The 14,281-nt window shown below is 67.8% G+C and carries 14 protein-coding genes; 9 read left to right on the forward strand and 5 right to left on the reverse strand.

The features are described from left to right. Positions 1-69: 69 nt before the first annotated feature. The 3 genes from galE (at position 70) to EEB15_RS33850 (ending at position 1,715) form a co-directional block, all read left to right on the forward strand. Positions 70-1,080 carry a UDP-glucose 4-epimerase GalE gene (galE, locus tag EEB15_RS28155; protein ID WP_141513291.1) on the forward strand — a complete coding sequence of 337 codons (1,011 nt, stop codon included), beginning with the start codon at positions 70-72 and terminating at the stop codon, positions 1,078-1,080. A gap of 190 nt (positions 1,081-1,270) precedes the next feature. Then, a complete protein-coding gene (locus EEB15_RS28160) occupies positions 1,271-1,549 on the forward strand; it encodes a hypothetical protein (protein ID WP_141513292.1) in 279 nt (92 codons plus the stop codon). Beyond that, positions 1,542-1,715, forward strand: coding sequence for a hypothetical protein (locus EEB15_RS33850; RefSeq protein WP_158290262.1), 174 nt, complete (start codon positions 1,542-1,544; stop codon positions 1,713-1,715). The genes EEB15_RS28160 and EEB15_RS33850 overlap by 8 nt, the downstream gene beginning before the upstream one ends. A gap of 183 nt (positions 1,716-1,898) precedes the next feature. Here EEB15_RS33850 and EEB15_RS28165 read toward each other — a convergent pair whose 3' ends face one another. Continuing rightward, on the reverse strand, positions 1,899-2,660 hold the full coding sequence (locus tag EEB15_RS28165; RefSeq protein WP_141513293.1) for a hypothetical protein: 762 nt from the start codon (positions 2,658-2,660) through the stop codon (positions 1,899-1,901). A 120-nt stretch (positions 2,661-2,780) separates the two neighbouring features. Here EEB15_RS28165 and EEB15_RS28170 point away from each other — a divergent pair, with 120 nt between their 5' ends. Beyond that, entirely contained in the window at positions 2,781-3,089 is a 309-nt protein-coding gene (locus EEB15_RS28170; RefSeq protein ID WP_141513294.1) for a hypothetical protein, read from the forward strand. On the opposite strand, the gene EEB15_RS28175 is transcribed toward EEB15_RS28170, so the two are convergent. From EEB15_RS28175 to EEB15_RS28190, 4 genes are all read right to left on the reverse strand, one after another. After that, the gene (locus EEB15_RS28175) at positions 3,086-4,036 is read right to left on the reverse strand and encodes a DMT family transporter (RefSeq protein ID WP_141513295.1); all 951 of its coding nucleotides are present in this window, start codon (positions 4,034-4,036) and stop codon (positions 3,086-3,088) included. The genes EEB15_RS28170 and EEB15_RS28175 overlap by 4 nt on opposite strands. Before the next feature lie 106 nt (positions 4,037-4,142). After that, on the reverse strand, positions 4,143-4,640 hold the full coding sequence (locus tag EEB15_RS28180) for a methylated-DNA--[protein]-cysteine S-methyltransferase (RefSeq protein WP_141513296.1): 498 nt from the start codon (positions 4,638-4,640) through the stop codon (positions 4,143-4,145). Positions 4,641-4,667: 27 nt separating this feature from the next. After that, positions 4,668-6,146: a DNA-3-methyladenine glycosylase 2 family protein gene (locus EEB15_RS28185; RefSeq protein ID WP_141513297.1), complete on the reverse strand. Its 1,479-nt coding sequence runs from the start codon at positions 6,144-6,146 to the stop codon at positions 4,668-4,670. Between the two features lie 117 nt (positions 6,147-6,263). Continuing rightward, on the reverse strand, positions 6,264-6,638 hold the full coding sequence (locus EEB15_RS28190; RefSeq protein ID WP_141513298.1) for a response regulator: 375 nt from the start codon (positions 6,636-6,638) through the stop codon (positions 6,264-6,266). An 80-nt stretch (positions 6,639-6,718) separates the two neighbouring features. Between EEB15_RS28190 and EEB15_RS28195 the strand changes: the two genes are divergently transcribed. The 5 genes from EEB15_RS28195 to EEB15_RS28215 all read left to right on the forward strand — a co-directional run bounded on the left by EEB15_RS28195 (position 6,719) and on the right by EEB15_RS28215 (position 14,263). Further along, entirely contained in the window at positions 6,719-7,063 is a 345-nt protein-coding gene (locus EEB15_RS28195; protein WP_141513299.1) for a hypothetical protein, read from the forward strand. A gap of 219 nt (positions 7,064-7,282) precedes the next feature. After that, positions 7,283-8,665: a phosphomannomutase/phosphoglucomutase gene (locus EEB15_RS28200; protein ID WP_141513300.1), complete on the forward strand. Its 1,383-nt coding sequence runs from the start codon at positions 7,283-7,285 to the stop codon at positions 8,663-8,665. A 116-nt stretch (positions 8,666-8,781) separates the two neighbouring features. After that, a complete protein-coding gene (gene waaC, locus EEB15_RS28205) occupies positions 8,782-9,753 on the forward strand; it encodes a lipopolysaccharide heptosyltransferase I (RefSeq protein ID WP_141513301.1) in 972 nt (323 codons plus the stop codon). Next, a complete protein-coding gene (locus EEB15_RS28210) occupies positions 9,753-11,006 on the forward strand; it encodes a 3-deoxy-D-manno-octulosonic acid transferase (RefSeq protein WP_141513302.1) in 1,254 nt (417 codons plus the stop codon). Before waaC ends, EEB15_RS28210 begins: the two co-directional genes overlap by 1 nt. 206 nt (positions 11,007-11,212) lie before the next feature. Then, a complete protein-coding gene (locus tag EEB15_RS28215) occupies positions 11,213-14,263 on the forward strand; it encodes a S8 family peptidase (RefSeq protein ID WP_233259650.1) in 3,051 nt (1,016 codons plus the stop codon). The last annotated feature ends 18 nt before the right edge of the window (positions 14,264-14,281 follow it).

The raw sequence follows: 14,281 nt of genomic DNA on the forward strand, positions 1-14,281 counted from the left end.
AAACAGCCAGAGTTCCTCGCGCGGTCGTTGCGCCGGGAGCCCGGTGCCGCGGCGTAAGATCGAGACTCCATGAACATTCTTCTCACGGGCGGTGCCGGCTACATCGGCAGCCACACCTATCTGGCCCTGGCCGAAGCCGGCTACACGCCGGTCATCGTCGACAACTTCTCCAACAGCCACCGCGGCGTGCTGCAAAGGCTGCAGGCCATCACGGAGCGGCCGGTGCTGTGCGAGGAGGGCGACGTGCTGGACACCGCATGGGTCGAGGGTGTGCTGCGCAAGCGCCGGATCGGCGGTGTGGTCCACCTGGCCGGCGACAAGGCCGTGGGCGAGAGCGTCGCCAAGCCGCTCAAGTACTACCGCAACAACATCGGCGGTGCCGTCAGCCTGCTGGAGGCCATGCAGGCCGCGGGCTGCGAGGTGATGGTGTTCTCGAGCAGCGCAACGGTGTATGGCGACCCGGCGAGCGTGCCCATCGCCGAGCACTTTCCGCGCAGCCACACCAATCCCTACGGCCACACCAAGCTGGTCATCGAAGACATGCTCGCGGCCCTCAACACCGCGCAACCTTCCTGGAAGATCGCGGTGCTGCGCTACTTCAACCCGGTGGGCGCGCACGCCAGCGGCCTGATCGGCGAAGACCCCTCAGGCATCCCGAACAACCTGATGCCCTTCATCGCCCAGGTCGCGCTGGGCAAGCGGGCGCACCTGCAGGTGTTCGGCAATGATTACGCGACGCCCGACGGCACGGGCGTGCGCGACTTCATCCACGTGAGCGATCTGGCCGAGGGCCATGTCGCGGGCCTCAAGGCCCTGCTGGAACGCGGCGAAAGCCTCACCGTGAACCTGGGCACCGGCCGCGGCCACAGCGTGCTGGAAGTGGTGAAGGCCTTCGAAGCCGCAAGCGGGCGGCCCGTTGCCTACCAATTCGCGCCGAGGCGGCCCGGCGACATCGCGCAGTGCTACGCCGATCCATCACTCGCAGAGCAACTGCTCGGCTGGCGTGCTTCGCGCCCGCTGGACCAGATGTGTGCGGATTCGTGGCGGTGGCAGAGCAAGAACCCGGACGGGTATCGGTAGCGTCGCGGCATAGGAGTCTGCGCGGCCTGCCGACGTGGCAGTACGGGCCGCGCCTGCGTGCCCTGTCTGGCTTGTCCTACACATGCGGCTGCCATGCAACACGTAGAGTGAGTTATATGAGCAGACACACTTGCTACAACACGCTGACGGTTGAAGAGGTCGGCAACAGTAGTTACGCCTAGGCGGTTTCATGATGCGCTACAGCCGCAGCGAACATGCCCGGGTCCATGCGATGCAGCAGGAAGTGGCGCGCGCGGAAGGCGACTACCAGCGGTTGCGTGCCGCTTACCTCGAAATTGCCAAGAACGAGCCCGGCCACGAAGTTGCGCTGGCGATGATCGGCGCGGACATGGACCGCGCGCATGCGCACCTGCAGGCACTGATCGGCTTGCCGCGCTTGCCGTTCACGCACGAGCCGAGCACTGTCGTGCGGCGCGAAGCTCAGCGGATCACGGAAGACCATGACTGACCGCGATATAGCCGCCATGGCCACGCATCCCGTCGAGCCGGACCTTGAGCCGGACTCCGAGCCTCACGAACCCAACCCGACCCACCTGCCGATCGAACCCGAGTTCGGCCCGGCATTGCCCCCGGCCGAGCCGGAGGAACCGCACGGCAAACCGCCCGTTATCTAGTCCAACTCATGTCCACCGCCCCGGCCCCCGGCGCGCCCACGCCGGTGCCCACACATCCACCGCAACCCAAACCATCGAATCCCGAGCCGCATCCGGAGCCTCAGGATCCGGAGAAGGGCCACGTGGTGCACACGCCCGATCCAGGGAAATCGGAACATCCGGCGGTGTAACGGGACGACGAACTCAGGCAAGCAGCGCCTGAGCGCCATCATCCAACCCGGCGACGGGCGTAGCCTTCGCCAGCGCCATCCACACACCGAAAGGCAAACCCTCGCGTGAGCGGCGGGGCGCGGCGCGCGCGACGACCAGTCGGCCTTGTTCCACCACCATCACGCCGCATTCAGGCGGCACTTCATCGGGCGCCCCGATGCAGCGGCCCTTCGCGTCGCAACCCAGCACGTACCAGCACTCGCCCAAGTCCAGGTACGCCGTGCGCTTGGCGCTTTGGCGCAAGTCGCCGAGCAAATCGGCGCGCCGCACTTTCACTTCATGCACGATCGGGTCGACATAGGTTGCCACCGACGTATTGCGGATCGAGAACACATCGGGCTTGGCGATGCACCAGCGCAAAGGTTTCTCGGTCCCTTCTTCACCCGGCACCTGCGCACGCAGCGCGAGCCCGCGCCAGGCAATGCGGCCGCCGCGGCCCATTTCCTGCGCGACACGTTCCACCAACGCTTCGTGCGCGGAGAATGCGGCGCGATTGACCGCCAGCGTCGTGGCCAGCAACTGCACACCGGCATCGGTCACGCGCAATGATTCGTGGCCGGAAGGGGCGTGCACGCGATCCAGAAGACCCGCTGCGAGCAACTCGATCTCCAGCGGATCCTGGCACGGCCAGCCGGCGGAGCGGTAGATCTCGCGCAGACGGCGCGCGTGAGCCTTGCCCAGGGACGGCTGGACGCGGATCGGCGCGGGGGAGGAGTCGGCGGGCTCGGCGCTCATGTCAGGACTGCAACAGGCGGGTTCGCCAGTGTAGCGCCGTGCGGCACCGTAGGCACGCTCCGACGGCTGGTCTGGCTGTTGACCTATCGCCGACCCCGGAAGCCCGACGACAATGAGTGCATGGTCGACAACGTCAAATACGGAATCACCGCCCTGCGCTACGCAGGCTCGCAAATCGTCGGAGCGATGATGGGGCTGATCGACGCGACGCAGGCGAAGTGGGACATGCGCCCCGCGCCCACGCGCCTGACTGAAGTCGTGGACCGGCTGGTCGAGGGCGACACCGTCATCAGCATGTTCCCCGACGACGAGGGCCGGCTGCAGCCGGGGCCTGAAGTGAAGGTCGACGTGCTGCCCGAGGGCATCGAAACGCTGGCGCTGGCGGAAGAAGCGCCGGGCCGCCGGCTGCGCGACCTGCCTACTTTTTAGCCGGCAGTTCTAGTCGGCAGCCTCAGCAGTCCGGTGGACAGCGCGGTGCCGCAGACGATGACGCCGCCGCACAGCAGCATCCAGCCGGTCACCGCTTCGCCCAGGAACAGCACGCCGTAGAAGACGGCAAATACCGGCACGAGGAAAGTGACAGCGAGCGCACGCGCCGGCCCCGCCGATTCGATCAGCCGGAAGTACAGGATATAGGCGATGCCTGTGCACAGCACACCCACCACCAGGAGCGACAGCCATGCCGTCAGGCCCGGCATGTGCGCGGGCCAGAACCAGGCCGCCGGGAGAGCCAGCGCCAGCGTGGCGCCGACCTGGCTGCCGGTGGCGGTGACCAGCGCGGGCAAACCGCTGAGGTAGCGCTTGGTGGCGCTGGCCGCAATGCCGTAGCAAAGTGTTGCGAGCAGGCATGCCAGCACGGCCCAGGCCGGCGCAATGCCGGACGCATCGGGTTTGAAGCTGGCCTTGTCCCATGCAAGCAGCGCGACGCCGACGAAACCGATCACCAGGCCGAGGATGCGCGAGCCCGCCGGCTTGTCCTTCAGCCAGAACCATGCGACCAGCGCGCCGAACAGGGGCACCGTGGCATTGAGGATGGCGGACAAGCCCGTGGTGATCGACAGAAGCGCGAACGCGAAGCACGCGAAAGGGATGCCCGAGTTGAGGACGCCGATGGCGAATATCGCCTTCCAGTTGCGGCCCAACTGCGGGCCCAGGCCGCGCAGCCAGAGCAGCGGAAGGAGGAACGCCGCCGCGATGCCGACGCGCACCGCGGCGGTCGGCAGCGCGCCGAATTCCACCGCGCCCAGGCGCATGAACAGGAACGACGAGCCCCAGATCGCGCCCAGGAGGACGAAGTCCACGACCCATCGGCGGGCAGCGCCGGCTGGGGTGGCAGGAGAGATGGCTGCGGTGGGCAGGCCGGCTTCGAGCTTCATGATCGGTCGCAGGTAGTGGGTGCTTCGAGTGTCGGAGCAAAACACTTCGTCTCACATGGCGCATCCATGACGAATTCACCGTCTTTTGATGCCCAAACGCGATCAATCACACGCGCGCGCCTTCGAGCTGCAGCAAAGCGCTCTTGCGCTCGACGCCGCCGGCATAGCCTGTCAGCGAGCCATCGCCGCCCAACACACGATGGCAGGGCACGATGACGCTCACCGGGTTGCGGCCCACCGCGGCGCCGACAGCACGCACCGCCGCCGGCTTGCCGATGCGCTGGCTCAGCTGGCCGTAGCTGGTGGTGCCGCCGCAAGGGATCTGCAGCAAGGCCTGCCACACGGACTGTTGAAATGGCGTGCCGCCTTGAAGATCGAGGGGCAGGTCGAAGCCGGTGCGCGTGCCGTTGAAATATTCATCGAGCTGCGCGATGGCCTGCTTTAACACGGGATGCTGCGGTTCCTCAGGCCACGGGGAGTTGTCGGGCATGTGCTTCTGGCCTTCGAACCAGAGACCGGCGAGGCCGCGCGCGGTGGCGGCGACGACCATGTCGCCGAGCGGGCTGCGATAGCGTGCCTGGACAATGGAGTTGTCGAATTTCATGATGGCTCTCTTTCGAATGGGGGGTGGCTACATCGACGCCCAGGCGCGGATCACGGCGTAGCTGCGCCAGGGCTTCCACGCCATCGATGCGTCCTGCGCCGCGCGCGCGGGATTGGGCTTGCCCTGCACGCCCAGGGCCTTGTGCAATGCCACGTCGCCCGCCGGGAAGGCATCGGGCCAGCGCAGGGCGCGCATGGCGATGTACTGCGCGGTCCAGTCGCCGATGCCGGGCAACTGCTTGAGCGCTTCCACCGTGGACTGGACGTCGGCGCCGCCGTGCAGTTGCAAACGCTTGTCAGCGACGGCCTGTGCGATCGCGACGATGGCGGCCTGCCGTTGCTTGACGATGCCCAACTGCCCCAGCGCGTCGCCGCTCGCGGCGGCCAGCATGGCGGGCTCGGGGAATGACCGGGTGAGCTGCGCGAACGGCGTTTCCACCGGTTCGCCGAAGCGATCGACCATGCGCTGCGCCAACGTCCGCGCCGCCGCCACCGTGATCTGCTGGCCCAGCACGGCCCGCACCGCGAGCTCGTAGCCGCTCATCGCGCCCGGCACGCGCAGCCCATCGCCTTGCGGGAAGCTTTCGTGCAGCACCGCGTTGATCGCGTGCGGGTCGGCGTCCAGGTCGAGCGTCGCGCGCAGCCGGTGGATCACCAGCGGAAGCACACCGCGCAGCGAGTCGCTGACCCGCAGCACCAGCTGGTGCCGTGCTTCGTCGAACTCCGCGGCGATCCATCCCCGATGCCACTGGCCCGCCGCTTCGACAGAGAAAGTGCGCGCCATCCGGCCCTGGGGTGCGTCGACGAACTCGATGCCATGGATCGCGCGCTTGCCGAAGAAGCCGAGCATGGCCTGAACGTCGTAGGGCGGGCGGTATCCCAGGCGGATGGCCATGCCCTCCGCAGGACGGCTCGCGCCTTCGCGCCGCAGCCGCGTCGGGTTCAGGCCGTAGTGTTCGACGAAAGCCGCGTTGAAGCGGCGCACGCTCGAATAGCCGCTGACGAGCGCCACCTGAGTGATGGGCAAATCGGTGTCGGCCAGCAGTTGCTTGGCCGTCAGGAGCCTGCGCGTTTGCAGATACTGCACCGGCGACACGCCGAACTGCGCCTCGAAAATGCGGCGCACGTGGCGGTCGCTCACGCCGAGCTTGGCCGCCAGCAACTCGACGGAAGGCGATGCGTCGCCCCAGGCTTCTGGCTCGTCCAGCAGGCGCGCCGCCTGGTGCGCGAGGATGTAGCTCGCGTCCTGGATCGACCAGACGATGGAGTGCGGCGCCAGCTCCGGGCGGCAGCGCAGGCATGGGCGAAAGCCCGCGCTCTCGGCCTGGGCGGCGTGGCCGAAGAAACGGCAGTTCTCGCGCCGCGGCATCCGCACCTTGCAGACGGGCCGGCAGTAGATGCCCGTGGACGTCACGCCGATGAAGAACCGGCCGTCGAAACGCGCGTCGCGGGCCTGCAGGGCCAGGTAGCACGCGTCCGGCTGCAGTGTGGCGGTATCGGGGTTCATGCGTTCGATGATACGCAGCCCCCCGGATTCCGACTGGCCGTTTTCGGACATGCCCCTCGGGCCGATACGGTCGCGCCGCCGCATGCTTCCGTGATGGCTTCTTCCCTTCTGTCGTTGTCAGTTCGCGGGCGCCAGCGCCGCGCAATAGTCCATGAAGACGTTCACATCGGTCTTCGCGATGGTGACGTGCGCGCCCAACCCGAGGCAATGGCGCCGGATGCCCGGGGTGGCGTAGTCGCTGAAGATCATCACCCTGCCGCCGTCGTTCGAGCGCCGGCACTTGGCGATCACACCCATGCCTGTGCCTTGCTCGAGGATGAGATCGATGACCGCAAGATCCCAGCCGCCGGGGTTATCGAGGAGCCACAGGTTGGCCTCGGCCTCGGTCCTCGCCGTGCTGACCACGGCGAAATCGCCGAGGCTCTGCAGGAGGTCGCGGATCGCGTTCTGCAGGTGGTGGGTATCTTCAACGAGGAAAACCCGGATCGTCATCGAACGGTCTCATCGTTCGGCGCCGCCGGGGCCGATAGGAAACGGACTACGGCAGCGTTCTCAGCGACCTTACACGTGCGATGGGCGCGCTGCTCTACCCTCGGATCAAGTTGCTTGAAGGGCAGATCGCGCACGGTGACGGCTTGCCCCAGCCTGGTCGCACCCTGAACGAGGACCCCATGAAAACAAACCATTTTGAAGAAGGCGGTGAAAAACCCACGGGCCGCGGGAATGCGCAGGGTCGAGAACCCCAGCCGGAACAGGCGCCCGTCGCCTGCGAGCGGCGCTCGAGGCATCGCGTAGCGGACGACCAGAAGTCGGGGAAGGGCTCGTTGAGCGCCCTGTCGAAGATGAAGATGATGCAAAGGCGGCGCGACATCGTGAAGCCGCGCCACGAGGAGCCGGACGACGACTCGCCAGGCTAGGACGGTGCACGCGGGCGTGGCGGATTCAAGATGCTTCTTCATCGAACGGGTCAAGACAATCGGGGTGCGGAGCGCCCCGGCCGAACGCACATTACTGATGCATGCGATGTGCGTCTGTAGGACGAATCCCATAGCGTGTAGGACCGAGCCTTGCGCCCGGAGGGCGCAGCCGCGGGCCAAGCCTACAATTTGCGCTTTGCCCAGCCCGGAACACCCAGCATGCAGCTCTCCCCCTCCATCTTCAAGGCCTATGACATCCGTGGCGTCGTTCCTTCGACGCTGACCGAAGAGGTGGCGCATGCGTTGGGGATGGCGTTCGGCACGATCGCCCGGTCGGAGGGCGAGAAGGCGGTTGCCGTCGGCCGCGACGGCCGGTTGAGCGGCCCGTCGCTCAGTGCCGCCCTGGTGCGCGGCCTGCTGGCCGCGGGCGTCGACGTCATCGACATCGGCATGGTCACGACCCCGATGCTCTATTTCGCCGCGAACACGCTGTGCGCCAGCGGTATCCAGGTGACGGGCAGCCACAACCCCAAGGACTACAACGGCTTCAAGATGGTGATGGCCGGGCGCGCCATCTACGGTGAAGAGATCCAGGCGCTGCGCAGGCTGATGGAGCAAGGGGCCGTGCCCGCCGCGCAAACCGGCAACGTGCGCAATGTGAACCTGCTGGCCCCCTACCGTGACCGAATCGTCCAGGACGTCAAGCTGGCCCGGCCGATGAAGATCGTCGTCGACTCGGGCAACGGCATCGCCGGCGCGTCGGCGCCTGGCATCTTCCGTGCGCTGGGCTGCGAGGTGATCGAGTTGTACAGCGAGGTGGACGGCAACTTTCCGAATCACCATCCGGACCCGAGCAAGCCGGAAAACCTCAAGGACCTCGTCGCCGCCATTCGCGAACACGGTGCCGAACTGGGCCTGGCTTTCGACGGCGACGGCGACCGGCTGGGCATCATCACGCGCGGCGGCAACAACATCTACCCCGACCGGCAGATGATGCTCTTCGCGCGCGACGTGCTTAGCCGCGTGCCCGGCGGCACCATCCTGTTCGACGTGAAGTGCACGCAGCGCCTGGCACCCGCGATTCGCGAAGCGGGCGGCACGCCGCTCATGTACAAGACGGGCCATTCGCTGATCAAGGCCAAGATGAAAGAGATCGATTCGCCCCTGGGCGGCGAGATGAGCGGCCACATCTTCTTCAAGGAGCGCTGGTTCGGCTTCGACGACGGCACCTATGCGGGCGCGCGCCTGCTGGAGATCCTGTCGCGCAGCGAAGACCCGAGCGCCGTGCTGGACGGCCTGCCTACCAGTTTTTCCACGCCCGAACTCAACGTGCAGTGCGCCGAAGGCGAGCCGCACACGCTCGTCGAACGGCTTGTGACGCGCGCCGACTTCAAGGCTCCGGCCGAGGTGTCCACCATCGACGGCCTGCGCGTGGACTGGCCCGACGGCTTCGGCCTGATACGCGCATCCAACACCACGCCGGTGCTGGTGCTGCGCTTCGAGGGCCAGACGCCCGAGGCGCTGCACCGCATCGAGGAACTGATGCTGGGCCTGCTGCGCGCCGTCAAGCCGGACGCGAAGATCGGCGAGGCGGCGCACTAAATGACTCCCCCCCGAAGCGCCTGCGGCGCCTCCCCCTCGAGGGGGCGCCACTGGCGGCCCGGCAAAGCCGGTTCCGCGGTGGCCCCCGAAGGGAGTGTCTCGGGTGCATTTCGGACGTGAGAATTCTCTTCGTCAAGCTGTCTTCGCTCGGCGACGTGGTCCATACCATGCCCGCGGTGCAGGACATCCGCGCGGCATTTCCGGATGCTCAAATCGACTGGGTCGTGGAGCGCGGCTTCGCGCCTCTGGTTCGGCGCTGCGAAGGCGTGACGCGGGTCGTCGAATGCGAGTTGCGGCGCTGGCGCAAGGCGCCACTGGGCGCGCAGACGCGCGCCGAATGGCGTGCCTTTCGCGATGAATTGCGGCGCGAAGCCTACGACGCCGTCATCGACCTGCAGGGCCTGACCAAGTCCGCGCTGGTGGCTCGCACTGCACGCGTCGCGCCCGGCGGCAAACGCTTCGCCTTGGCCAATCGCACCGAAGGCTCGAGCTACGAAGCGCCGACGCGCTGGGTGGCCGACGTCGCGATTCGCATCGAGCCGCACATCCATGCCGTCGCGCGTTCGCGTGAGCTCTGTGGACGGGCGCTGGGGTATCAGGTGCCCGGCCCATTGCAATTCGGCCTGCGCACGTCGGTGGACGTATCCGCCGCGGCGGCGCGCAGCGTCGTGTTCGTTCACGGCACGTCGCGGGACGACAAGTGCTGGCCCGAGGCCTGCTGGGTCGAACTCGGCCAGCGCCTCGTCGATGCGGGATTCACCATAGGCCTGCCGCATGGCAGCGACGCCGAGCGCGAGCGCAGTGAACGCATCGCCCGGGCGCTCGGCGCGCACGCGCAGGTGTGGCCGCGCCTCGACCTGGGCAGCCTGACCGACCGGATGGCGGCCTGTGCCGGCGTGATCGGCGTGGACAGCGGCCTCAGCCACATCGCGGTGGCGCTGGACTTGCCGCACGTGCAGGTCTACAACTTCGACACAGCGTGGCGCACCGGGCCCGCCAGCCAAAAGCAGCGAAGCGTGTACGCTCAGCCCGCGCCGTCCGTCGATGCCGTGTGGCAGGCCTGGCGCGCGATCCAGTCCACCCCTTGATGATCCGCCCCCTCTACTCGCTGCTGGTGATCGGTGCGCAACCGTTCTTGCGGCGGAAGCTCCGGCGCCGCGGCAAGGCCGAGCCCGGCTATCTGCACGCCGTGGGAGAGCGCTTCGGCCAGTATGCGGAGCCCGCACAACCCGGCGCCGTGTGGATCCACGCCGTGTCGCTGGGCGAAACGCGCGCAGCGGCCATCCTCATCGACCGGCTGCGCCAACTCCGCCCTGGCGTGCGGGTCCTGCTCACGCACGGCACGGCCACGGGCCGCGCCGAAGGCGAGCGCATCGTGCAGGGCGGCGATGCGCAGGCCTGGCTGCCCTGGGACACGCCGCGCGCGGTGCGCCGCTTCCTCGATCACTTCCAGCCGAGCTGCGGCATCTTGATGGAAACCGAGGTGTGGCCGAACCTGGTCGCGCAATGCAAGGCGCGCGGCCTGCCGCTGGTGCTGGCGAACGCGAGACTGAGCGACAAATCGCTGACGCAGGCCCGGCGGCTGGCCGGCTTGTCGCGGCCTGCGTATGCATCGCTCGCTGCTGTGTGGGCGCAAACCGAAGGCGATGCGCAGCGGCTCGCCGAGGCCGGCGCCACGGTGAAGGGCGTGTTCGGCAACCTGAAGTTCGACGCCACGCCCGACGCCGGCCTGCTCGACCTCGGGCGCGCCTGGCGCACTGCGTCGCACACGCCGGTCGTGATGTTCGCCTCGTCGCGTGAAGGCGAAGAGGCGGAGCTCTTTCGCGTGCTGCAAGCAGGCCGCGGTCTTGCGAAGGTGCGTTGGCTGGTGGTGCCACGCCATCCGCAGCGCTTCGACGAAGTCGCCGCGCTTGCCACCCAGCACGGCTTGAGCGTGTCGCGCCGCAGCCGGTGGACGCAGCAACCCGACGAGGCCGATGTGTTGGTCGGCGATTCACTGGGCGAGATGGCGCTCTACTACGGCATGGCCGACATCGCGTTGCTGGGCGGCAGCTTCGCACCGCTCGGCGGGCAGAACCTGATCGAAGCCGCGGCCTGCGGCTGCCCGATCGTGATGGGGCCCCACACGTTCAACTTCGCGGAGGCCGCGCAGCTGGCGCAGGAGGCGGGGGCTGCGTTGCGCGTCGGCTCGATGGAGGAGGGTGTGCGTGCGGCCGTTGGACTCGCAGGTGATGCGCCGCGTCGCGATGCGGCGGTTCATGCCGCGCTCACTTTCGCGGCTAGGCATCAAGGCGCCGCGGAGAAAACCGCGCAGGCGGTGCTGGCGCTGATCGCGGGCTAGGCACGCCGCGATGGATGCTCCACCGTACAAACAGTTGCAATGCGGATCGCGTTCGCCCCATTGACGCTCTATTTGCCGCCGTGCCTAAATCCGCGAGGCTCATCGGTGCGCGGTTTCGATGGGTGAATCAAAAAACCGGTCAACCGTGACTGATAACGCCCGGCCACAAGCCGACGGCGCGATCTAACTTGAGGGAGCTCCCCGTGATGATCCGAAATGGCTTCAGATTGAGGGGGGCGCTTGCCGCGGCCCTCGTGTCCGTGTTGTTGGCCTCGTGCGGTGGCGGATCGGGCGAATCGCCCGCGCCCACCAGCCAGGCGCCGCAGTCCCAACCGCAAAGTGCCGCGGTCGCCGAAGCGCCGATGAGCGCTGCCGTGGACGTCACTTCGGTTGACGCCGCCAACGACGATAAGGCCCTGCGCAGGGGCCAGGCCAAAGTCAACGGCAAGGTCTATATCGTGCAGCTGGCGGAGATGCCGGTCACCGCATACAGCGGCGGCATCCAGGGCTACGCGGCCACCAAGCCGCGCAAGGGCCAGAAGATCGATCCCAATTCCCCGCAAGTCAGCCGGTACAAGGGCTATCTGGCGTCGCGCCACGACATGGTGCTGGCCCAGGCCGGCGGCGCAAGAAAACTCTATAGCTACGGCTACGTCTTCAACGGCTTCGCGGCGGAGATGAGCGAAGCGCAGGCCCAGAAGCTGGCGCGTGTGAAGGGTGTGCTGTCCGTGACGAAGGATGAGATGCGGCCCATGGACACGTCGTCCACGCCGTCGTTCCTCGGTCTCTCGGGCTCGGGTGGGTTTTGGAACACGACGGGCGCGACCGGTGAGAACGTCATCATCGGCATGGTCGACAGCGGCATCTGGCCCGAGCACCTGAGCTTCTCTGACCGCACCGGCGCCAACGGCAACGCAACCAAGGACGGCAAGCTGGCTTACCAGCAGGTCCCCGGCTGGCATGGCAAGTGCACGCCCGGTGACTTCTTCTCCGCCACCGATTGCAACCAGAAGATGATCGGCGCGCGCTACTACAACGCGGGCTTCGGCGGCAACTCCGGCGTGGCCGAAGCTTTCCCCTGGGACTTCAACTCGCCGCGCGACTTCGACGGTCACGGTTCGCACACGGCGTCCACCGCCGGCGGCAACTCGGGCGTTGCGGCCACCGGCCTCGCCGCGCCTTTCGGCAACATCAGCGGCATCGCGCCGCGTGCCCGCATCGCCACCTATAAAGTGTGCTGGGGCGGCCTGGACGGCGGCTGCGCCAACTCCGACAGCGTGGCCGCCATCGACCAGGCGGTGGCCGACGGCGTCGACGTGATCAACTTCTCGATCGGCGGAACCCGTACCAATTTCCTGGACCCGGTGGAGGTCGCGTTCCTGTTCGCCGCCGATGCGGGCGTGTTCGTCGCCGCATCCGCCGGCAACAGCGGTCCGGACACCAGCACGGTGGCCCACCCGGGCCCGTGGCTGACGACGGTCGCCGCCGGCACGCACAACCGCAGTGGAGATGGCTCGGTCACACTCGGCAACGGCACCACGTATTACGGTGCTTCCGTCGCGGGCGCACTGGCGTCTTCACCCTTCATCGACTCCATCACTGCCGGCCTTCCGGGTGCGGACCCGGTGAAGGTCGCCCTGTGCTACGCCGCGTCGGACAACGCGGGCGCCGCGGTGCTGGACCCGGTCAAGGTCGCGGGCAAGATCGTGCTGTGCGACCGCGGCGTCACCGGCCGCACGAGCAAGAGCCAGGCGGTGAAAGAGGCGGGTGGCGTCGGCATGGTCCTGGTCAACACAAGTCCCAATTCAATCAATGCCGACATGCACGCCGTGCCGACGGTGCACCTGCCAAACACCGACCGCGTCGCGCTCAAGGCCTATGCGGCCACCGTGGGTGCGACGGCTTCCATCGCGCAGTCTGTCATCGTCGCAACCGCGCCGGCCCCGTTCACGGCGAGCTTCTCTTCGCGCGGCGTGCTGCTCGCAGGCGGCGGGGACCTGCTCAAGCCCGACCTGATCGCACCGGGCCAGGACATCCTGGCCGCGGTGGCGCCCCCGGGCAACAACGGCAAGCTGTTCGACCTGTACAGCGGCACGTCGATGTCCAGCCCGCACATCGCCGGCCTGGGCGCGCTGTTCAAGCAGCTCTATCCCTCATGGTCGCCGATGGCGATCAAGTCGGCGCTGATGACGACGGCCAACGACGTGCTCGACGGCCCCAACACCCATCCGCTGGTGATCTTCCGGCAGGGCGCCGGCCACGTGCGGCCGATGGTCGCGAAGAACCCGGGCCTCGTCTTCGACTCGGGCTACGTCGACTGGTTGGGCTTCCTGTGCGGCACACAGCTCTCGCCATCGGTCTGCACCGGCGCGGGCATCCCGGTGCTGGACCCGAGCAACCTGAACGTCGCATCCATCGCCATCGGCGACATGGCCGGCGTGCAAACGGTGACGAGGCGCGTCACGAACGTCGGCGGGGCCGCGGCCACGTACACGCCTTCGTTCACCGGCATGGCCGGCGTCAACGTGGCGATCAGTCCCGCATCGCTGACGCTTGCGCCCGGCGAGACCAAGCCGTTCACGGCGAGCTTCACGCGTGCCGCGGCCGCGGCCAACGCTTTTGTCGGCGGCCAGCTGACGTGGAGCGACGGCTCGCACCAGGTTCGCATCCCGATGGTGGTGCGGCCGGTCGCATTGGCGGCCCCGGCGCAAGCGGCGACCAGCTACAACGTGACGTTCGGGTACGACGGCCCGTTCACCGCCACGCCGCGCGGCCTGATCGCCGCCACGACGGCACTGGGCTCGGTCGCGACCAACGGGACGGTCGACTTCACCATCGAGATTCCGGCGGGCACCACCTACGCGCGCTTCTCGCTGTTCGACAGCGAGGTGAACCAGGCCGCCGACCTCGACATGGAGGTCTACCTGGGCGGCACGCTGGTCGGCAGCAGCGGCAGTGCGACCTCGGCCGAAGAAGTGAACCTGCTCAACCCGGCCGCGGGCACCTATACCGTGCGAGTGGTGGGCTATGCGGTGCCGTCGGGCGCGGCCAGCTTCAAGCTGTTCAGCTGGGGCCTGGGCAGCACGTCGGCCGGCAACATGACGGTGTCGGCGCCCGCCACCGCGGTGACGGGGACCACGGGCACCATCACCATCACGACGAGCGGCCTCGCGGCGGGGACGAAGTACCTCGGCTCGGTGGCGTACGGCGGCTCACCGGGCATGCCCAATCCGACGATCATCCGCATCGACAACTGAACTGATCCGGCGCTCGCC

The sequence above is a fragment of the Ramlibacter sp. WS9 genome, assembly GCF_003797765.1.
GTDB lineage: Bacteria > Pseudomonadota > Gammaproteobacteria > Burkholderiales > Burkholderiaceae_C > Ramlibacter.